16 protein-coding genes and 5 tRNA genes are annotated in these 21,571 nt (G+C 43.0%); 8 read left to right on the top strand and 13 right to left on the bottom strand.

All coding sequences use genetic code 11. The features are described 5' to 3' along the window. Positions 1 to 81: 81 nt before the first annotated feature. Complete coding sequence (dnaQ, locus tag KVY11_RS02310; RefSeq protein ID WP_218287976.1) at positions 82 to 1,503, bottom strand: DNA polymerase III subunit epsilon; 1,422 nt, start codon at positions 1,501 to 1,503, stop codon at positions 82 to 84. Positions 1,504 to 1,712: 209 nt separating this feature from the next. Between dnaQ and KVY11_RS02305 the strand changes: the two genes are divergently transcribed. From KVY11_RS02305 to KVY11_RS02280, 6 genes are all read left to right on the top strand, one after another. Then, positions 1,713 to 4,982 carry a LysM peptidoglycan-binding domain-containing protein gene (locus KVY11_RS02305; RefSeq protein ID WP_218287975.1) on the top strand — a complete coding sequence of 1,090 codons (3,270 nt, stop codon included), beginning with the start codon at positions 1,713 to 1,715 and terminating at the stop codon, positions 4,980 to 4,982. Between the two features lie 35 nt (positions 4,983 to 5,017). Continuing rightward, a complete protein-coding gene (locus tag KVY11_RS02300) occupies positions 5,018 to 6,859 on the top strand; it encodes an extracellular solute-binding protein (protein ID WP_218287974.1) in 1,842 nt (613 codons plus the stop codon). A 21-nt stretch (positions 6,860 to 6,880) separates the two neighbouring features. Then, positions 6,881 to 7,942, top strand: a complete 1,062-nt coding sequence (locus tag KVY11_RS02295) for a microcin C ABC transporter permease YejB (RefSeq protein WP_218287973.1) — start codon at positions 6,881 to 6,883, stop codon at positions 7,940 to 7,942. Beyond that, positions 7,942 to 8,955 carry an ABC transporter permease gene (locus tag KVY11_RS02290; RefSeq protein ID WP_218287972.1) on the top strand — a complete coding sequence of 338 codons (1,014 nt, stop codon included), beginning with the start codon at positions 7,942 to 7,944 and terminating at the stop codon, positions 8,953 to 8,955. The genes KVY11_RS02295 and KVY11_RS02290 overlap by 1 nt, the downstream gene beginning before the upstream one ends. Then, complete coding sequence (locus tag KVY11_RS02285) at positions 8,930 to 10,519, top strand: ABC transporter ATP-binding protein (protein ID WP_218287971.1); 1,590 nt, start codon at positions 8,930 to 8,932, stop codon at positions 10,517 to 10,519. The genes KVY11_RS02290 and KVY11_RS02285 overlap by 26 nt, the downstream gene beginning before the upstream one ends. A gap of 119 nt (positions 10,520 to 10,638) precedes the next feature. Then, complete coding sequence (locus tag KVY11_RS02280) at positions 10,639 to 11,883, top strand: NADH:flavin oxidoreductase/NADH oxidase family protein (RefSeq protein ID WP_218287970.1); 1,245 nt, start codon at positions 10,639 to 10,641, stop codon at positions 11,881 to 11,883. Between the two features lie 8 nt (positions 11,884 to 11,891). On the opposite strand, the gene KVY11_RS02275 is transcribed toward KVY11_RS02280, so the two are convergent. After that, positions 11,892 to 12,557, bottom strand: coding sequence for a glutathione binding-like protein (locus KVY11_RS02275; RefSeq protein ID WP_218287969.1), 666 nt, complete (start codon positions 12,555 to 12,557; stop codon positions 11,892 to 11,894). 61 nt (positions 12,558 to 12,618) lie between these two features. On the opposite strand from KVY11_RS02275, the gene KVY11_RS02270 reads away from it, so the two are divergent. Then, on the top strand, positions 12,619 to 13,227 hold the full coding sequence (locus KVY11_RS02270; protein WP_218287968.1) for a YiiX family permuted papain-like enzyme: 609 nt from the start codon (positions 12,619 to 12,621) through the stop codon (positions 13,225 to 13,227). A gap of 77 nt (positions 13,228 to 13,304) precedes the next feature. Here the strand turns inward: KVY11_RS02270 and KVY11_RS02265 are convergent. The 11 genes from KVY11_RS02265 to pyrC all read right to left on the bottom strand — a co-directional run bounded on the left by KVY11_RS02265 (position 13,305) and on the right by pyrC (position 20,108). Further along, a tRNA-Glu gene (locus tag KVY11_RS02265) sits at positions 13,305 to 13,380 on the bottom strand. Positions 13,381 to 13,427: 47 nt separating this feature from the next. Continuing rightward, positions 13,428 to 13,503: transfer RNA gene (locus KVY11_RS02260), tRNA-Glu, on the bottom strand. A gap of 24 nt (positions 13,504 to 13,527) precedes the next feature. After that, positions 13,528 to 13,603: transfer RNA gene (locus tag KVY11_RS02255), tRNA-Glu, on the bottom strand. Between the two features lie 132 nt (positions 13,604 to 13,735). Continuing rightward, the gene (locus KVY11_RS02250) at positions 13,736 to 14,641 is read right to left on the bottom strand and encodes an alpha/beta hydrolase (RefSeq protein ID WP_218287967.1); all 906 of its coding nucleotides are present in this window, start codon (positions 14,639 to 14,641) and stop codon (positions 13,736 to 13,738) included. Between the two features lie 80 nt (positions 14,642 to 14,721). Next, positions 14,722 to 16,134, bottom strand: a complete 1,413-nt coding sequence (locus tag KVY11_RS02245; protein ID WP_218287966.1) for an amino acid permease — start codon at positions 16,132 to 16,134, stop codon at positions 14,722 to 14,724. A 109-nt stretch (positions 16,135 to 16,243) separates the two neighbouring features. Next, a tRNA-Glu gene (locus KVY11_RS02240) sits at positions 16,244 to 16,319 on the bottom strand. Between the two features lie 174 nt (positions 16,320 to 16,493). Further along, on the bottom strand, positions 16,494 to 17,924 hold the full coding sequence (locus tag KVY11_RS02235; protein ID WP_218287965.1) for an amino acid permease: 1,431 nt from the start codon (positions 17,922 to 17,924) through the stop codon (positions 16,494 to 16,496). Positions 17,925 to 18,049: 125 nt separating this feature from the next. Continuing rightward, entirely contained in the window at positions 18,050 to 18,211 is a 162-nt protein-coding gene (locus KVY11_RS02230; RefSeq protein WP_218287964.1) for a hypothetical protein, read from the bottom strand. 122 nt (positions 18,212 to 18,333) lie between these two features. Then, positions 18,334 to 18,409: transfer RNA gene (locus KVY11_RS02225), tRNA-Glu, on the bottom strand. A gap of 20 nt (positions 18,410 to 18,429) precedes the next feature. Continuing rightward, the gene (gene rnt, locus KVY11_RS02220) at positions 18,430 to 19,089 is read right to left on the bottom strand and encodes a ribonuclease T (RefSeq protein ID WP_010326367.1); all 660 of its coding nucleotides are present in this window, start codon (positions 19,087 to 19,089) and stop codon (positions 18,430 to 18,432) included. Continuing rightward, a complete protein-coding gene (gene pyrC / locus KVY11_RS02215; protein ID WP_010326368.1) occupies positions 19,074 to 20,108 on the bottom strand; it encodes a dihydroorotase in 1,035 nt (344 codons plus the stop codon). Before pyrC ends, rnt begins: the two co-directional genes overlap by 16 nt. 151 nt (positions 20,109 to 20,259) lie before the next feature. On the opposite strand from pyrC, the gene KVY11_RS02210 reads away from it, so the two are divergent. After that, positions 20,260 to 21,522 carry a GGDEF domain-containing protein gene (locus tag KVY11_RS02210; protein ID WP_218287963.1) on the top strand — a complete coding sequence of 421 codons (1,263 nt, stop codon included), beginning with the start codon at positions 20,260 to 20,262 and terminating at the stop codon, positions 21,520 to 21,522. Positions 21,523 to 21,571: the final 49 nt, after the last annotated feature.

Genomic DNA, 21,571 nt, shown 5'->3' with positions numbered 1-21,571 from the left:
AAAGAAGGCATAGCAACTTGTTTATCACTATAGCCTAACTGAAAAATCTTGTAATACAAAAGTTAACAAAAACTTTAGAATTTATTTGGCAAAAAGGCAGGGTGTGCCATGTTTTTCTTGGTATTGTTTGACCCAAGTCTCATGTGCTTCAAGTTCTTCGGCTGAAGGGTGAATTACCGCCAGTTCAATATCCAGTGTTTGACGCTGACTTTGCCCATTTTGTTGTTCACTATGTGACAGGGCATCCATATCAAAGGAAACCTGACCACCTGTCATGGCCAAGTAAACGTCGGCTAGAATTTCAGCATCCAGTAAGGCCCCGTGGAAGGTACGGTCACGCTGTGGAATTTCGTAACGGCGAACTAAGGCATCGAGTGAGTTTTTTTGCCCCGGATGCTTAGATTTTGCCATCGCGAGGGTATCTGTCACTGCACAAACTTCAGAAAGTGCAACAAATCCTGCACGCTTAAACTCCATGTCTAAGAAGTTCATATCGAAGCTTGCATTATGCGCAATGATTTCCGCACCTTTAAGATAGGTAAATAAGGTGTCAGCAATCTCTTGATACAGCGGTTTATCTTTTAAAAAGTCATCAGAGATACCGTGGACATTTTCAGAGTCGCCCACAGGTTTTTTCGGATTGATGTAGATATGAATCGAGCTGCCTGTGAGCCTCCGATTGACCATTTCAATCGCACCAACTTCAATAATGCGATCGCCATCTTGATAATAGAAACCGGTGGTCTCTGTATCGAGGATGAGCTGTCGAGGCCCAAAGACCTCAACTTTACGTGGAGTAATCACAATTTGTGGATGTTGTTTGAGTTGTGTTAAATCGACACTTGTTGCAAATTCAGGCGTTTGTTCAATAGAAGGCACCGTTGTAGCAAGTTCTGGTTCAGCGACTAAACTTGGCTCTTGTTCTGCAACGTCTATTTCACTTTCGGCTAAATCTTCGCTGTTATCGACTTCTTCGTCATCGAAACCCAAACCAAAAGGGTCGTTTAACAACCAGTCTGGTTCAACTTTTTTTTTATCTACAGACGGTTCTGTTGTCGCTGTTTTAGACTGACGAAGTTGAGCCTGTGTTTGATCAGCACCGAGGTTCGCCAATTGATCTGCCATTTCGTTACCTTCATGACCTGCATGGCCTTTGACCCAGTGCCAGTCGATATCACGGCCTAGGCAAGCTGCATCGAGTTTTTTCCACAAATCTGGATTTTTAACGTCTTTCCAGTTTTTCTTTTTCCAACCTGTAATCCACTCGGTAATGCCGCGTTTGACATAGGTTGAATCGGTCCAGACAACCAACTTCGCATCATTTGGGCAAAAAAGAATGCCCTCAATGGCTGCGGTAAGTTCCATACGGTTATTGGTGGTGTTGTCTTCACCGCCACACAGTTTATGTTCTTCAGTTTCTGTAATAACATACGCACCCCATCCCCCAAGACCAGGGTTTCCACGACAAGCACCATCGACATACAGGGTAATTGTTTGTGACATACACAACTTCCGTAAACTGAAAATTAAAACTAAGCGGGCACCATTGTATAACGCAAATGCACTAGAGAAGTGTATAAGATGCAGCTTTTTTAATTTCTTGTAACATTTATACTGATTTCAAGTTAAATTAACGCCTTGTGTCTGCGGCGTGCTTTACTACAATGGCAGATCTAAAAAATAAATTTTATACGAGTTGTTTGGATTTTCTTATGTATAAGTCAGCTGCCATTTTTGGCCAACCGATGTTACCGACATTATTTAAAATTACAGTACTCGGTTCAGCACTTGCGACACTTGGACTGGCTGGTTGTTCCTCGACGCAAAGTGCAACGCAAACATCTAAATCCAAACAAGTCGGATCGCACTACCTAGATGCAAACAGCCTAGATTCTTTAGAAGATTTACTTTCTGCAACCGACATGCGTGCGGTGGAAGGGGATCGCCTGTTGGTGTTAAAGCACGGTGACGTTTGGAAGCGTATGACCGTGGGCTTTAAAATGAACACCGATCATTGGAATCCGCGTATTGATGCTCAGCGCGGGTGGTTTATTTCACGCCAACCGTATTTGGATCGTTTAAGTGCACGAGCTTCACGTTATTTGTATCACACCGTTAAAGAAGCCGAACGTCGCGGTTTACCAACAGAGCTGGCTCTACTACCTGTGATTGAAAGTTCGTATGATCCTGCTGCAACCAGTAGTGCTGCGGCTGCGGGCTTATGGCAGTTTATTCCAAGTACGGGACGTATTTATGGCTTAAAACAAAGTAGCCAATACGACGGTCGCCGTGATGTGGTCGAGTCAACGCGTGCTGCGTATGAGTTCTTGGGCAGTTTATATAACCAGTTTGGTTCGTGGGAACTTGCACTAGCGGCTTATAACGCAGGTCCGGGCCGTATTCAACAAGCGATTAACCGTAATAAAGCCGCAGGTTTGCCGACGGACTATTGGTCGTTAAAATTGCCTGAAGAAACCATGAACTATGTGCCACGGTTCTTGGCGGTTGCACAGATCATTAAAAATCCAAATGCCTATAACATCAATTTACCACCGATTGCCAATCGTCCGCACTTTAGAGAAGTCACTGTGGGCGCGGTGAGTCTAAATGAAGTTGCGTCGATTACAGGTTTAAGTCGTGCCGAGCTGTATCAGTTAAATCCGGGACACCGTGGTGAATGGATTGATGGTGCAAGTCCAATGCGGATTTTAATTCCTGCGGATTTGAGTCCTTCAGTGGATGTACGTTTGAAAAAATTACAGGGTGGTTCAGGCGGCTTGTGGGCATCTGCAAATACCAAACTGCCTGAAAATAACCAAACGATTCAACCAAGCAAAATTGAACCACCGACGTTGAACACCAAAGCGATCACACCGTCGAAAACTACACCACCTGTTTTAGCGACGACAACCGCAAAAACCACAACAGGAAAGTCTGCCACTTCGTCTACAGTGACGTCGTCAAGCAGTACTTCTATTACGACGCCTACCCGTGGTTCAACGCCTAAAGGGTCTAATGCACTGGCTGCTTTTGCTGCCAATAGCGATATTCCAAGTGCGCCGCGTATTCCAGTTGCGGTTACGCCAGCGACCCCAGTGAAACCAGTTTCCGTTGAACCACCAATTTCAGCAGCAGAACGTGAGCAGTTAACCGCGGCAATTCAAGCTGAAGGTCAAAGCAAAACTGTCGATGAAGTTCTGAAACCAGTTGCGACGAAAGCAGAGCAAGCTGAAGTGGTAGCTGAAATTCAGGCTTTAGCCCCTCAAGGCACAGAAATTGTAGATCCTCTGGATGGTAAAATTAAGCTCACCGCAATTCAAACCAGTCAGTCAGTGGCTGAACTGCAAGGCAAAGAGTTAACCAAAGGTTTTGCTTATCCAAAGTCTGTGGCTGACAATACCCGTTTAGATTCAGATGAAGTGAAGCGTAATCAAGGCAAAAATTTTGTTAAGACTGACTCTGAAATTGTGATTGTGCCGCCAAAAGGTAAACGTTCAACTTATACCGTACAACCGGGTGATACTTTGGCGCTGATTGCTGCCAAAAATGGGGTGAACTGGCGTGATGTGGCGAAGTGGAACCAAATGGATGCGAATGCCACACTTTATGTCGGTACATCGATTTATTTATATGATGCAAAACCACAAGCTGAAAAAATAGAAGTACGTTCTACCGTGAAAGCTGAGACTAAACCTGAGAGTTATACTGTTCGTGCCAATGATACCTTAACAGGGATTGCGGATGAGTTTGGTTTAAGCTTAAAACAGTTGGCTGACTATAACGGTTTAAGTGTGACCAGTGGCGTACGTGTGGGACAAAAGCTTTCCTTAAAAGAAACAGCACAATCGCGAGCAAAAACTAACGATGAGAAAGCTACGAGCCAAACTAAAGTAGCAACTCAGTCGTATACGGTGAAACGTGGCGAATATCTGAAACTGATTGCAGACCGTTATGCGTTGTCAAATCAAGAATTGGCAGATTTAACACCGGGTTTAAATGCGGGCAGCAACCTGTTGGTGGGACAAAAAATTAATGTGCCACTCAATGATGTCAAAAGCTTAACGACAAGTAGTGCCAAAGCATCTCCAGTCAAAGCTGAGCCACAGTTCAAAGTTGAAAGTTATAAAGTACAACGTGGTGATACTTTGTATAGCATTGCATCACAGTCGAAGATGAGCCTGTCGGAGCTAGCTGATCTCAATAATCTTTCAACCAATAGCGGCTTGCAAGTGGGTCAAAGTATTAAGATCCCTGCGGGTTCAAGCGTGCCAGATACTTATACCGTTCAGTCTGGAGACTCATTAACTGCGATTGCTTCGAAATATAATTTGGGTATGGATTATATTGCTGACCTCAACAACATGAGTCGTACAGCGGGCTTACGTGCGGGTCAAAAACTCAAATTAACGGGTGAAGTGCCTGCTGTTGAAACGCCGAAAACAGTCGAAAAACAAACTACTGCAAGTAATAACTCAACCGATATTCACGTTGTGAAATCGGGTGAAACCCTAAATAGTATTGCGCGTAAATATCACTTGCAACTGAACTATTTGGCTGCATTAAACAACCTAAGCCGTACAGCCAATGTTCGTGTCGGTCAGCGTTTGAAAATTGAAGGTGATGTTGATCCCGCGCCGATCAAAACAGAAACAGTGGCAGCAAAGCCACAAGCAACTTCTAGCCGTGCAACTGAAGCTTATAAAGTGAAGTCAGGCGAGTCGTTAAACTCAATTGCAAACCGTGCTGGGATGTCTGTGTCAGAGCTTGCTAGTTTAAATAATCTGAGTCCGCGTGCGGGCTTACAAGTTGGGCAAACCATTCAAATTCCAAAACTGATTTCACAGTACACAGTGAAACGTGGTGATACCTTAATTGGACTGGCAAGTCGTTATGGTATGGACACTTCGCAATTGGCTGAGCTCAATGACATTAAACCGAATACGCAGTTGCGCATTGGTGATGTAATTAAGGTGCCGAATTAGTATTGAGTTGAAATGCAATTTCAGAGAAAGTCCCGATGAAGGTTAGAACAACATTCTTGCTGTTCAGCCTTGTAGCGATTCCATTAAAGGCATGGTCTGCATTGCAGACCATGCCTTTTATTGCACCCTATAGTACGCCGAAATACAGCCAATTGGATCATCTGCCTTATGCCAATGTGCAGGCACCGAAGGGTGGTGAATTAACACGTGCAGTCATTGGGAGTTTTGATAACTTAAACAGCATGAATGGTCGCGGTACTGCGGTTGAGGGAACCAACTATTTATTTGACTCACTTATGAGTAGTTCTTTGGATGAGCCCGCGGTGATGTATCCGTTGCTGGCAGAAAAGGTCAGCTATGACCCGAAAAACTTTAACGCGATCATTTTTCATTTAAACCCAAAAGCACGGTTTAGTGATGGCAGTCCTGTTACCGCAGCCGATGTAAAGTTCAGTTTTGATATCTTTCAAACCAAGTCCAATTTTGGTTTACAGATGTATTTGTCGGATTTAGCCAAGACCGAAGTGTTGTCCAAATACAGTGTCAAAATGCATTTTAAAACCCGAAATAATGTGGAAATGCCTTTGATTGTGGCCAGAATGCCAATTTATTCCAAAAAAGACTGGCAAGGCAAAGATTTTAGTAAAACTTCAGTCAAGCCGATTTTAGGTTCAGGCCCTTATCTTTTAGAGAAAATCAATGCAGGGCAGCGCGTTGTTTATAAGCGTAATCCAAAGTATTGGGCCAGAGATTTAAAGGTTAACCAAGGGCGCTATAATTTTAACCGCGTGGGTTATGTGTATTATCGTAGCAAAGATATTGCTTTTACTGCGTTTAAGGCGGGTTTATATACCTTGCATGAGGAAGAGTCCGCACGACAATGGGTGACAGCCTATAACTTTCCCGCAGCGAAACAAGGTCTCGTTAAAAAATATCGATTTAAGCATTTCAATCCGATTCCAACGCAAAGTTTTGTGTTTAATACTCGCCGTCAGCCCTTTCAAGATATTTATTTTCGCCAAGCTTTAACCTATGCCTACGATTTCGAATGGCAAAACAAAGCGATGTTCTATGGGCAATATCAACGCCTACAAAGTTATTTTTCTAATAGTGAATTAGAGGCCAAAGGTGTGCCTTCGGCTGTTGAAATTAAAATTTTAAAGCCTTATTTAGCGAAATTGCATCCTGTGCAGCGAGAAGGTGTTTTAAAGAACTGGCGTTATTCAGCTTCAGATGGATCGGGCTACAATCGAAATAATTTGCTTATCGCACGACAGATTTTATTAAAAAACGGCTATACATATAATGCAAAAAGTCAACTGTTAGATCGGAAAAATAAGCCGATTCAGTTTGAGTTTCTGATTCAGCCGAGTGATGCTGTGCGTGAAATTACGCCTTTTGTTCGCCACCTAAAGCGCCTAGGAATACAGCTGAACATTCGACAGGTTGATACACCCCAGTATTATGAGCGGATGCGGACTCAAGATTTTGATATGACCCTACAAACGATGCCACAGTCTTTGACACCAGGCAAAGAACAGGTGCAACTGTGGGGCAGTGCTTCAGCCCATCAGGTGGGAAATTATAATTATTCGGGTATTCAAAATCCGGTGATTGATCAGATGATCCGACAGTTGATTCAAGCGCATGATCGTAAGCAAGTGGTCGTTCAAACGCGTATTTTAGATCGCTTGTTGCGTGCGGGTTATTATCAAATTCCAACCTATGGTAAAGCGGATCAATGGTATGCCTATTGGAATATGTATCAAAAACCGGCACGGAGTCCACAGTTGCATGTCGGTTTGGATTATTGGTGGAGTGATGCCAAACAGGCGAAAAAGGTGAGTCAGTACTTAGGTCAGACAGCCAAGCCATAAGCTGGTATAGGGGTTTTTGAGATGCGTATGTATATATTCAAAAGGCTGTTGCTGATCGTTCCGACCTTATTTTTGATTTTGCTGATCAATTTTGCTGTGATCCAAATTGCGCCCGGTGGTCCTGTTGAACAAGCCATTCAACAAGCGGAAGCTATGCAAGCTTTAGGTAATTTGGGCGGTGCAGGTGTAGGCACAAATGTCTATCAAGGCGCGCAAGGACTCAGTGATGAAATGCTCGCAAAGATCCAAGCACATTATGGTTTTGATCAGCCCATGCATATACGCTTCTTTGAAATGGTGAAAAATTACGCGCAACTGGACTTCGGCACGAGCTTTTTTAAAGACCAGCCCGTTACAGCGCTGATTAAGGATAAATTACCTGTATCCGTGTCCTTGGGGCTATGGAGTGCTTTGCTGATTTATCTGATTTCGATTCCTTTGGGCATTAAAAAAGCCCGATTGCACGGTACGGTGTTTGATCAGTCTACATCGCTACTGTTGGCAGTGGCCTATGCAGTTCCTGCGTTTATTTTTGCAATTCTCCTGATTGTGTTTTTTGCAGGCGGTTCTTATTTCCAATGGTTCCCCTTACAAGGTTTGGTTTCTGAAAATTTTGCGGACTTGTCACTATGGGGAAAAATTAAAGATTATTTTTGGCACATGGCTTTACCGCTTTTGGCGATGGTGATTGGTGGCTTTGCCACAGTGACTTATCTCACCAAGTATTCGTTTATGGAAGAGCTAGGCAAGCCCTACGTGCTGACGGCGCGTTCTAAAGGTCTGACCGAGTCTCAAGTGTTGTATGGTCATGTGTTTCGCAATGCGATACTGATTGTGGTGGCAGGTTTACCAGAAGCTTTAATCGCTTACTTCTTTGTGGGCAATTTATTTATTGAGATCATATTTAATCTGGATGGTTTAGGCCTATTGGGCTTTGAGGCGATTGTGCAGCGTGACTATCCTGTGATTTTTGGCACCTTGTTCATTTTTACTTTGTTGGGCTTGCTGCTGCGTCTAATTGGCGATGTGTTGTATCAGTTGATTGATCCGCGAATACATTTTGATTCGCAAGGGAGAGGCTGATGTCACCCATTTTACAGGCAGGTTTCAAACGATTTAAGCAAAATAGGCTCGGTCTTAGTTGTTGTATTTTATTTATTTGTGTTTTTGTACTGTCTTTAGCAGCAGAACTGATTGCGAATGATAAGCCGCTGTTGGTTAAGTATGATCAGACCTTATATTTCCCTGTATTGAAACACTATCCTGAAACGACTTTTGGTGGAGTTTTTGAGACTGAAACTGAATATAAAGACCCAGTAGTACAACAGCTGATTCAAGCAAAAGGTTGGGCTGTTTGGCCGTTGATTCGATATTCATATCAAACTCCCAACGTAGATTTGACTGTTCCTGTACCGTCACAGCCCACGATGCAAAATTGGCTCGGGACAGATGACCAAGGTCGTGATGTTTTGGCACGAGTATTATATGGCTTACGTGTCTCACTACTGTTTGGTTTTATTTTAACTTTCAGCTCAGCAGTATTAGGTATTGTGATTGGGGCAATACAAGGTTATTACGGTGGTTGGGTCGATTTAATCGGGCAGCGCATTTTAGAAGTGTGGGGTGGGTTACCCATGCTGTTCATGGTGATGATTTTAGTCAGTATGTTTAGCCCAAATATTTACTGGCTGTTTTTAATCATGCTGTTATTTAGTTGGACGATTTTGGTTCCACTGGTACGTGCTGAGTTTTTAAGGGCCCGCCAGTTGGACTATGTCCGTGCCGCGCGAAGTTTAGGTGTCACCAACCGAGCTATTATTTTTCGGCATATTTTACCTAACGCAATCAGCTCTAGCCTGTCACAACTGCCTTTTATCTTAACAGCCAATATTACAGCGCTAACCGCACTGGATTTCTTGGGCTATGGCCTACCGCCTGATGCGGCATCATTGGGTGAGCTTTTGTTACAAGGCAAGAATAATTTAAATGCACCATGGTTAGCACTGTCTGGCTTTTTTAGCTTGGCTATTGTGCTTGCGTTGCTGATGTATATCGGGGAGGCTTTGCGCTATGCATTTGACCCTACACGCCAATAGTACAGCCTCCATACTTAAAGTGAATGCATTGAGCATTCAAAGTGCAGAAAGGGTATTGGTCGATCAGCTCAGTTTTGAACTACGTGCTGGGCAGACTTTAGCACTGGTTGGAGAGAGCGGTTCAGGAAAATCGATCAGTGCTTTAGCTTTGATGGGGTTATTGCCGAAAGTTCTCCAAGTGCAAGGCTCAGTACTGTTAGACGGAAAAAATCTCTTAAAGTTGAGCGATGCGCAACTTAGGTCGATTCGTGGGCAAAAAATCGCGATGGTTTTTCAAGAGCCAATGACCGCCTTGAATTCTTTGCATCGGGTGGAAAAGATCATTGCCGAGGCTTTATGGTTACAGGGTTGGTCTAAAACACAAGCGCGGCAACGAGTAATTGCCTTGTTAGAAGATGTGGGTATTCCAAATCCTGAAAGTGTGTTGCAGCGTTTTCCTTATGAGCTGTCTGGCGGCCAGCGCCAGCGGGTCATGATTGCCATGGCACTGGTGCAAGAGCCTGATATTTTGATTGCTGATGAGCCTACCACAGCGCTAGATGTGATGCTGCAAGTTCAAATTTTAGACTTGCTGAAGTCTTTACAACAGCGCCATAACATGGCCATGATTTTGATCAGCCATGACCTCAACTTGGTGAAACACTATGCTGATGATGTCGTGGTCATCCATCAAGGTAAGGTCGTAGAGCAAGGGGCGGTTGCGCAGATTTTTGAGCAGTCGCAGTCTACTTATACTCAAAACTTACTCAATCATTCTTTTGGTCAAGCCATTAATGTACAAGATGCAGCACCTTTGCTCCGCTTAAAACAACTTGAGGTTAAATTTCCGATTAAAAAAGGCTGGTTTAATCGTACGACACAGTATCTTGCTGCGGTTGAAGCTTTGGAGTTGAGTTTGGCTCAAGGGCATTCTTTGGGAGTAGTGGGGGAAAGTGGTGCAGGCAAAAGTTCTTTGGCGCTGGCTGTAGCAAGGTTGATTGAAAGTCGAGGGCAGATCCAGTTTGGAGAACATGATTTAAACCAACTCTCGCAAAAGGCATTACGTCCGCTTCGCGGTGATTTTCAAATCGTGTTTCAAGACCCGTTCGCAAGTTTGAACCCACGCATGAGTGTTGAACAAATCATTGCAGAAGGTTTGACTTTAAAGCCTTTGTCTTTGTTTGAGCGGACACAGCATGTTGAGAATGTCTTAACTCAGGTGGAATTGCCAGTCGCATTTAAAAGCTATTATCCACATGAGCTATCTGGTGGGCAAAGGCAGCGTGTAGCTTTGGCACGAGCCTTGGTGCTTCAACCGAAACTATTGATTTTAGATGAATCAACTTCGGCCTTAGACCGAAGCACGCAGCGTTCGATTGTGGCGTTATTACGCCGCCTACAACACGAGCAGGGTATCAGCTATTTGTTTATTAGCCATGACTTACAAGTGGTACGTGCACTCTGCCAACAGGTTTTGGTTTTACGACATGCCAAAGTAGTGGAGTTGCAAGCCACTGAACAACTTTTTGAGCAACCGCAGTTTGACTATACGCGTCAATTGATTCAAGCCAGTCAGTATCAGTAAAATTATTTTGCTAAATAAAAGGTTGGAAATTTTGACAAAATGAATTGTCAAATTCTCTTGACTGTAGCCAAAAAACACATAGAGTAAAAACACTAAAAAATATTAAAGGATGAATTTTCATGAGCCAGCTTGCAAGCGCAATCGACATTGGGCAGGTCTATTTTAAAAATAAGATGATTAAAGGGGCGATGAGTGAAGCACTCGCCAATCATGCAGGCCAGCCGAATCATTTGCACTTAGGCTTGTATGAGGCTTGGGCAAAAGGAGGCCTAGGCTGTGCCATTACAGGTAATGTGATGGTGGACTTCCGAGCTAAAAATGAGCCAGGCGTGGTGGTGATTGAAACCGAGCGTGACTTAGAACCACTAAAACAATGGGCTGCGATTGGTAAAAAACATGGCATGGTGCAATTGGTGCAGTTGTCACATCCGGGCCGTCAGTGTCCTAAGGGCTTAAATAAGGAAACGGTTGCACCTTCAGCAGTACCGTTTAGTCCCGCTTTAGCAATGAGCTTTGGAACGCCACGAGCGCTTCGTGAAGAAGAAATCCTCGATATTATTCAACGCTTTGCAACTTCAGCCGCCATCTGTGAAAAAGCTGGCTTTGAAGGCGTGCAATTACATGGTGCACATGGTTATCTCATCAGTCAGTTTTTATCGCCGTTGACCAATAAACGCCAAGATCAATGGGGTGGCTCTGCTGAAAACCGCATGCGTTTTTTATTGGAAATTTATAAAGCGGTACGTGCAGCGACCTCGGATCAGTTTATTATTTCTGTCAAACTTAATTCAGCAGATTTTCAGCGTGGCGGAATCTCGGAAGAAGATGTCATTGCGACATTTAAAGCGATTGATGCGGCTGGGATTGATTTGATTGAGATTTCAGGGGGCAGCTATGAAGCACCTGCGATGGCAGGGGTGAAGCAAGAAAAGCGTAAGGCATCGACTATTGCACGTGAGGCTTATTTTTTAGAGTTTGCTGAAAAAATTCGTGAACAAGTCCAGTGTAAGCTGATGGTGACAGGCGGTTTTCGTACTGCTGCGGGTATGAATGCGGCACTGGAAAGTGGCGCGTGTGATTTTATTGGGATGGCACGTCCATTTGCGGTAGAACCCGACGTGACCAATCGTTTAATTGCAGGGCAAGATGTACGTTATGCAGTCGATAAGATCAAAACAGGCATTTCGATGATTGATAAAATGGCGATTATGGAAGTGATCTGGTATGCCGCACAATTTAAGGATATCGCAGAAGGTAAACAACCAAATCCGAAACTGTCACCGCTCAAAGTGTTTTTTAATTATTTAAAAGGCAATGTGAAAGCCGTGATTAAGGGGCAAGTCAACTCTAGAAAGTCAGCTTAAGCATAGCCTCACTGTGTGATAGACCAATAGTGTTCAAAATAAGAAGCAGACCATTGTCCACGTGCCATTGCAGCATTAAAGGCAGGTCTGCTTTGTATTTGGGTGAAATAGTATTGAATGGCCTGATATTGAGTAAACTGTGGTGTGGCATAACTGGCCGCATAGATTGGAAACCACATCAAGATATCCACATAACTAAACACATCGCCTGCAAAGTATGAATGCGTGCTTAAGTGGGTATCAATTTCTTTAAGTTGCCGATGTAGCTCAGGGTTTAAATAAGCACGATTGAACGCGCTTTGAAAGGCCAAACTCACAAAACGTACAAGCAAAGGTGTTTGTTGTTTAATGTGTTGGAAAACTTGTTTCAATGCCAAATTGGGCATGAGACTGGCATCGCTATAATGGCTATAAAAACAGAAGTTCCAATACTGTGTATGCTTATGAGGAATAATCAACTTCTGGCACAGTTGGCATAAGTATTCTACGATTGCGCTGCTTTCCGTAAGTCGTATCGTCTGAGTATCATGTGGAATGTCGAGCGTTGGAAATTTCAGATTCGTTTGTCTAGCTTGTGTTGCATCATACAGCTTGAGTTCATAAGACAGCTCAAGTTCCTCAAGTAGCCAAAGAATACGTTGTGAACGCGAGTTTTGAAGATGATGTAAGATCATAAATATTTTTAGTTTTAAGTGATTGATCGTATCTATAAAAGAAGAATAAAGGAAATCTAGGATGAAAAATAGAAATGTTGCGATTTTAAGTGCTGTTTTACTGTTGGTAAGTCCTCAGCTGCTATGGGCGAATATGTCCTATCAAACGGGCGATATTATTTTTCATGTTTCGAAGTCTCAGCAAAGTTTAGGGATACAAAAAGCGACCAAGTCCCGTTATAGCCATATGGGTTTAATTGTTAATAAAAATGGAAAATCATGGGTTTTAGAGGCGGTTCAGCCTGTGAAATATACTGCACTTCAGCAGTGGATTGATCGCGGGGTTGAACGGCATTATGTGGTGAAGCGCTTTAAAACGAATTTGACTGTTCAGCAAAAGCAGCACTTGATCAAGAACGCAGAACAATACTTAGGCCAGCCTTATGATCTTTATTTTGAGTGGGACAATCGTGCTTTATATTGCTCAGAAATAGTCTGGAAGGCCTATCATGATGCTTTAGGCATTGAGTTGGCGCCGTTATCCAAACTGAAGCAATTTAATTTAAGTTCGCCTGAAGTCAAGCAACTCATGCAACAGCGATATGGGCAAAACATTCCCTTGAATGAAACTGTGATTGCGCCACAGGCCATTTTTGCCTCGACCGCTTTAATTGAAGTTGATCGTAAATAGACAAGCAATAAAAAAGCCCAAGTCATAATGCTTGGGCTTTTTTGTGATATGACTTTAGAAAGAATCAATCTCGAATATGGCGTCCCTACGGGGATTCGAACCCCGGTTACCGCCGTGAAAGGGCGATGTCCTAGGCCTCTAGACGATAGGGACAGTACAGAAGTGATGTTTTAAAACCGATTACTTTTGATCTTAAGTAATGGCGTCCCTACGGGGATTCGAACCCCGGTTACCGCCGTGAAAGGGCGATGTCCTAGGCCTCTAGACGATAGGGACTTAATAAAACTTTACTTCTGAAATTGGCGTCCCTACGGGGATTCGAACCCCGGTTACCGCCGTGAAAGGGCGATGTCCTAGGCCTCTAGACGATAGGGACGTTTCAGAGGTGGGCGTATATTAGGGCGAAAATAGAGGGGTGTCAAACGCTTTTCTCTAAATAATTCTAGTTTTAAGTGTTGAGTGCATAAATTTAAAACAATCTAGATAAAATGATTAAAAATCATATGATTTAAGCCGATTTTTTAAGCAACTTAAGCAAGTTGTTGATGAACTCGGGATGGCGTAAATAGCCTTCGATCAGATGAGGATGAGCAAGATCGGTGGTGATTTGCTTGTTGATAATGGCGGGAGTAAAAGCAAACGGTTTTTGGTTCAGTGGAAAAGCACTCAGAAAATCGGCATCTGAATAAAAATTGATCCAATCGCCACATAAAGCTGCAGGCCGTTGAATAGGTTGCTGTAAATGGCACTGGATAACGCGAAAAGCAAGTGGTGAACCGAGGGTAATTAGTGCTTGAATCTTAAGTTCAGGGTGTCGAATTAAATAATTATAGGCAATCACGCTGCCTAAAGAGTGGGCAATCACAATATTGGGTTTCGTACCGTGTAAGTGCTCATGCAGACGCGTATGCACGGTGTGGATGAAGTGTGGATTGGATAAATATAGATACGCTTCCATCAAAAAACGATGAATAAAGCTACTATGCAGCTCTGGGAAGTGGTTGATTAAACTAGCTAAGTCGCGTAAGGCCAGATCTTTGCCGAGGAGGCTGATGTATTTAATTTTATTATTGAATGAGAGTTCATCTGAAATGGTGAGCTGGGGGTTTTTAGAAATTTCAGCTTGATGTTCGATATTGGGTGCAGCGGTGTGCGTCAGGTGAATAGGATGTAAAAAAGAAAAAGGAGACCAATGTTGTGGCATGAGGGTGCTGGCATTGAGGGTGTTTTCTAAATGCTGACGTGTTAGAAGATCTCCATAAAAGGCCAGCCGACTGTGCCGCTGAAGATAGGGAAGGTCATCTGCGCGGCCAAGTTCGCTCAGTACCTGTTGTAAGATCACAAGCCAATGTTGAAGCAGGGTACGTGCAGTCTTGTGCTGCTGATTCATCCCATGAATCCATACAATATTCATCGTGTATGCACCGATGATGTACTTGATAAAAACAGTATAAAAAAAAGAGCGACCGAAGTCGCTCTTTTTAACAATACGGATTAAGATTTCTTGTGATAAAAGGTGTAATAACTGGCATAACATACTGCAATAAACAGTAAACAACCAAAGAAGCTAATACGCATACTTGGATCAAACACCATACTGACGCAGGTGATAAAGCAGAAGATAAAGCCAAGGATTGGCACAATAGGAAACAGGGGTGCTGCAAAACCTAATTCTTCTTTTTTACGTCCTTGTTTATACCATTGGCGACGGAAGTTAAATTGGCTTAAGCAAATACTCATCCAAACGACGACCATGGTAAACGCTGCAATACCTAAAAGGTTTGTAAAAATGGCTTCAGGTGCAAACTGTTCAGACAGTAAACCCGGCATACCGCCAATCATGGTCACGATGACTGCCACGTAAGGGACACCACGTGCATTGATTTTTGAGAAGACTGTTGGCAACTGTTTTTGGTAAGACAACGACCACATCATACGCGAAGCGGCAAATAGTCCTGAGTTCGCAGCAGATAGCAACGCAGTGATAATCACAAAACGAATGATATCTTCAGCATAAGGAATGCCAATGTGCTGGAATACGGTTACAAATGGACTGCTACTCACGCCTTCAGCTGCTAAACCTGCCTCTTGATGCGGAAGGAGTGAAGTCACGACCAAGATGGTACCCACAAAGAAAATCAATAAGCGGAAAATCGCAGTATTGATAGCTTTGGGTACATTCTTAGCAGGATCTTTGGTTTCACCCGCAGCAACACCAATCAGCTCTGTACCAGAAAATGCAAAGTTCACGATCAACATGGTGGTAAAGATAGGGAACAAGCCTTCTGGGAACCAACCCTGAGCCGTTAAGTTGCTAAATAAAGGCGCAGCTTCATAGCCTCTGTAGCCAATCACGCCAAAAATAGCGAGTAGACCCAATAAAATAAAAATAACAACGGTGATAACTTTGACTAAAGCCAACCAAAACTCAGATTCTGCGAACCATTTGGTCGAAATCATATTTAAACTAAATACAAATGCACCAAAAATTAGAGTCCACATCCACATTGAACTATCTGGAAACCACTCCTGCATGAGAAGTGCAGCAGCTGTAAACTCGGTTCCTAGCGTGACGGACCACGTTAGCCAGTACAGCCATGTGATGGTATAACCTGTACCTGGTCCGATGTAGCGTTTGGCATAGGCGCCAAATGAGCCAGACTCAGGCATATGAACAGCAAGTTCCCCTAAACACAGCATGACCATATATGCAATGATCCCGCCGAGGAAATAAGAAATAATGGCACCTACAGGCCCCGTTTGTGCAATGACTTCACCCGATCCTAAAAATAGGCCAGTCCCGATTGCGCCACCAAGCGAAATCATAACCAGATGTCGAGTACTCATAGCGCGTTTTAAAGGCGCAGAATTGCCCTGATGCGAAGCATCATTCGGAGATGAGTGCATAAGCGTTAATAAGTTCAGGAATGAAGCGGGCTATTGTAGTGAAAAACTGCAAATCTGCAATGAAATAATAGTAATTATGAATAAGTGTTGATCGGATAAGATCAAGAGATGGCGTCCCTACGGGGATTCGAACCCCGGTTACCGCCGTGAAAGGGCGATGTCCTAGGCCTCTAGACGATAGGGACGTTGCGAGGTGATGCGTATATTAAGGATTAAAGGCCTATTTGTCAAAAGGGTTTTTGCTCTGTGATGGTTGAAAGTTCAAACATTAGGCAAAACAAGTAATTAAATTGAATGAATTTTTATTGTTGCAAAAGTGAGCTCAAAAAATAAGCTTGAGCTCACTTTGCTGAAGGTACTTAATTTTTATTATGATAGAGCCAATAGTAACTAGCATAGCAAGCGGCCATAAAGAGCAAGCAGCCAATAAAACCTGAAAGCATTTCAGGGTCAGCCGCCATACTTAAGCCTGTTGCTGTACAGCAGATAAAGCCTAGGATCGGAACCAACGGATACCAAGGGGTACGGAATTTTAGCTCCGATAAAGTATGGCCTTGCTTTAACCATTGGCGACGAAAGTTAAACTGACTCCAGCAAATACTCATCCAGACAATCACCATAGTGAATGCTGCAACACCCATTAAGTTCTTAAAAATGACATCTGCACCAAACTGCTCAGAGAGTAAACCCGGCAAGCCACCAATCATGGTGACCCAAATGGCAATATAAGGCACCCCAGATTTACTCACTTTAGCAAAAAGCTTGGGTAATTGGTTTTGTGAGGACAGGGCCCACATCATGCGTGATGCAGCATATAAGCCTGAGTTCGCGGTTGATAATAATGCCGTGATAATCACAAAACGGATAAAGTCTTCGGCATAGGGAATGCCCATTTGGGTGAATACAGTCACAAATGGACTGCTGCTTAAGCCGCCATGTCCACCTACTTGCAAACCTGTGTTGGTGTAGCTAAGTAGCGAACTGATGACAATGATAGTACCAACAAAGAAAATAATGAGGCGCCAAACCGCGGCATGAATGGCTTTGGGCACATTTTTTTCTGGGTTTTCAGTTTCACCTGCGGCAATGCCAATCATTTCTGTGCCATTAAAAGCGAAATTCACAATTAATAAGGTGGTAAACAAAGGAATAAGGCCATTTGGTAGCCAGCCTTGTGCGGTTAAGTTGTTAAATAAGGGTGCAGACTCATACCCCTGAAAGGGGATGATACCGAAAATACAGGCAAAGCCTAAAAGAATGAAAATGAGTACAGTTGCGACTTTAATCATGGAGAGCCAAAACTCAGACTCTGCAAAAGCTCGGGTTGAACTGAGGTTTGAAATCAGTACACCACTGGCAAAGATTAACGTCCATAACCAGATCGACGTTTGTGGGAACCATTCCTGTACCAAAATGGCTGCTGCGGTAAATTCGGTACCGAGTGTTGCTGACCAGCCGAGCCAATACATCCACGACACCATATAACCTGTGCCAGGGCCAATATAACGTGTTGCAAAGGCACCAAATGAACCAGAAACAGGCAAATGTACTGCAAGCTCCCCGAGGCAAAGCATGACCATATATGCGATCAAACCCCCAATAATATAAGCCAGCACAGCACCGAGAGGGCCTGCCTGAGAGATCACTTCGCCTGAGCCCATGAACAGGCCTGTACCAATGGCACCACCAAGCGATAACATGATCAGGTGGCGTGTGCTCATGGCACGTTTTAATGAGGTATTTTGCAGTGAATCAGTTGAAGACTGCGAAGGCGGCGTTGCAGATTGCATAGAAAATCAAAGAATGGGCTTAAAGTTATATTCTAGTTTTTAATAAGATGAAAAATCACGTGAATTGAAATTATCTGATGAACTATCGGTATCAATTTAAAAAACAAATGCTTAAAGACTATTTTTTAGTGGTCAGGTGTTGGGTAAGAAGGGCTGTTTTCAACACTTGAGAGGATTTCTTGTGCGACAGGGTCTTGTTTAATGTTATTGGTTCCTTGTTGGACAAACCATAGATAAAAAATAGAAGGCGATAGAATTAATAAAAAGATTAGAATTTTCTTAAGCATAACAATCAACCTTGAAAAACACAGACCATAGTATAGCGAGCGTATGGTTAAAACTGAAATGAAACATCGGTGGTCAATAGCCGATTAAATGAAAAGTGATGTGTTCTAGAAATAGAATAAGATGGCGTCCCTACGGGGATTCGAACCCCGGTTACCGCCGTGAAAGGGCGATGTCCTAGGCCTCTAGACGATAGGGACGTTGCGAGGATGGCGGTATCTTATTGATCCGCCATCAGAGTGTCAAGTAGGTGTGGTGCGAGTTTGTTCAAAATATAACAGAACAGTTCGGCGGTCTTTTGAGTATCGTATAAAGCCGAGTGGGCCTCTTTACCATCGAACTCAATCCCAGCTTGAATACATGACTTCGCAAGAACAGTCTGACCAAACATCACAGCACTTAGGGTGACGGTGTCAAATACTGAAAAACTGTGAAATGGGTTTTGATTTTTGGTTCCTGTACGTGCAATCGCTGCTTGTACAAAACCTAAATCAAAGTGAGCGTTATGACCAACCAAGACCGCATGTGTACAGTTCTGTTGGCGACGAACTTCATTGACGGCTTTAAAAATACGTTTTAATGCTGTTTTTTCGTCTTCGGCCATGGCCATACGCATGGGATTAAAGGGATCAATACCAATAAAGTCCAATGAGCGACGGTCTAGATTTGCACCTTCGAATGGGTTGATATGCGCATGATGTGCAGGACCCGGTACAAATTGACCTTCTTCATTATAAATAATCGGAATTGCGGCAATTTCCAATAAGGCATCGGTCTGTGCATTAAAACCTGCTGTTTCGACATCGACAACAACAGGTAGAAAACCACGGAAACGCTGACCAATTATTGGCAATGTTTCATTTGTCACACTTTTCTCCATTGAATGGTTTTACCCGCATACAGCGGAATAATTTGTTCACCATCCAAATAGTCTAAACTCTCAGGGATGACTTGGTCTTCTTTTACCAGTGTAATTGTTGAAGTATTGCGCGGTAGACCGTAGAAGTCTGCACCAAAGTGGCTGGCAAAACCTTCAAGGCGTTCAAGCTTACCCACTTGATCGAATGCTTGAGCATAAAGTTCAATTGCCGTTGGCGCGCTGTAGCAGCCTGCACATCCACATGCATTTTCTTTGGCATTTTTAGAGTGCGGTGCACTGTCTGTACCTAAGAAAAACTTAGGGTTGGCACTGGTCGCAACTTCGAGCAAAGTTTGCTGATGGGTTTGACGTTTTAAAATGGGTAAGCAATAGAAGTGCGGTTTAATGCCACCAACCAACATATCATTACGGTTAAACAGTAAATGCTGTGGAGTAATGGTTGCAGCCACATTGCGGTCTTGTTCTAAAACAAAGTTGGCCGCTTCACTAGTCGTAATGTGTTCTAAAACCAATTTCAGTTTTGGAAATTGTTTCAGCAACGGAGAAAGAACTTCGTCTAAGAAGCGCTTTTCACGGTCAAAAATATCGACATGATTGTGTGTAACTTCACCATGCAACAGTAATGGAACCTGATGCTCTTCAAGTTGCTCAATGACAGCATAGACTTTACGAATGTCGCTTACACCATTGTCTGAGTTGGTGGTCGCACCAGCAGGGTAGAGTTTAATCGCGTTTACAAACTCAGAATTTTTAATTTTCTTGACTTCTTCAGGCGAAGTTGTGTCAGTAAAATACAACACCATGCGTGGGTCGAAGGCATTGCCTTCTGGTACATGCGCCATGATGCGTTCTCGGTACGCATTCGCTTCCTCAACCGTTTTAACGGGAGGTACGGTATTTGGCATACAAATAGCTCGTGAAAACTGTTGGGCTAAATCGGGAACAGTACGTTGTAATGCAAGACCATCACGAAGGTGAGCGTGCCAGTCATCTGGCTGGAGAATCGTAATCGTATTCAAGGCGATTTCTGTCAAAGAAATAAAACAGATGATAATGCATATACAGCAAAAATGGTAATGACAAATAAAGGCATCTTGTCTGATTATTATGATTTATCTTTGTAAATTTGTGTTATTTTTAAGCAACTACAAGAATTAAATCTGGTCTGGTATGGAATATAAATACAACCTCGCCAAACTTCAGTACGATAAAGAAAAAATGGAAGAGCTGATTACACGACACAATCGTCGTATTGGTCAGGTTTTTCCTCAGAAATTAGAGCAAGAGTTTTGGCGACTAAACTTAGAGCGCGCGCGTCGCAATATTAATGACTTTCTTTGGTCTGGTGTTTTGGCTTATTTTGTTTTTGCCATTTTAATGATTCCGGGGGATTACTGGATTATTGAACATTCTCACTTTAAACAAGATTTTATTCATTGTTTACTGGGGCTGCTAAATGGTGCTGTTTGTCTTTTATTCCTTTATGTTTTTTCACATTTTACCAAACTAAAGCCTTTTTTTGCCTATGCAGCCATGTTTGCTGTGTTTTGGGCTGTGGTCTCGACGACTTGGTTGACCATGTCGGTACATACCGAAGCTTTGCGCCATCAAGCAATGATGATTATCTGCATGATTTATGTATTGGGGTTTTTACTGACTGGGGTAAAACCAGGATATGTTTTTATCACAGGCATAGTAGCTGCTGGGGTTTCATTTTTAGTGCTCATTTCGACTTTAGTTAAGTTTGATGCGATCGTGATGGGGCGTGTGATGTTTGGTAGCTGTTTACTGGGGTTTATCATTAGTCGTATGATTTATGCTCGCGAGCGCATCATTTTTTTAAATATTCGCCGTGCTAAAATTAGTGAAAAAATACATCGAATACATACTTCAGAATTGCTGCATTTGAGTCAGAATGATGAGCTGACGAAGATATCAAATCGGCGTAATTTTGACGAAATGATGGATACTTATTATGAGCAATCACGTCAGGATGAAACACCCTTGTCGATTTTGTTTATTGATGTTGATTTCTTTAAAAAATATAACGACTGTTATGGTCACCAAAAGGGCGATGATGTGATTTCATCGATTGCAAAATCTATTAAAAATGCGATTCGGCATATGGATTTTGTGGCGCGTTATGGTGGCGAAGAATTCGTAGTTTTATTGCCAGAAACCGATGCACATGGCGCTTATGCGGTTGCTTCGAATATTTACCGAGCGATTGAGCGGTTGGAAATTCCGCATGAAATGTCTGAAGTATCGCCATTTGTCACCATTAGTTTAGGGATTACAGTCTTTAAAGGCGAGGTTGATTTGAGCAAAGTCGAGTTGCTAGGGATCGCAGATCAGGCTTTATACCGCGCCAAGCAATTGGGGCGTAATCAGATTTATTATCAGCCTTTAACCACATCGACGTGTATAGAATGAATCGCTAAAATAAAAAAACCGCTCATAAGAGCGGTTTTTTTGACATTCA

Origin of the sequence: Acinetobacter sp. CWB-G5 (genome assembly GCF_019209785.1) — a bacterium.
Lineage (GTDB): Bacteria > Pseudomonadota > Gammaproteobacteria > Pseudomonadales > Moraxellaceae > Acinetobacter > Acinetobacter johnsonii.
Note: the sequence above shows the minus strand (reverse complement) of the source record. Positions and strands in the feature narration are given on the sequence as shown.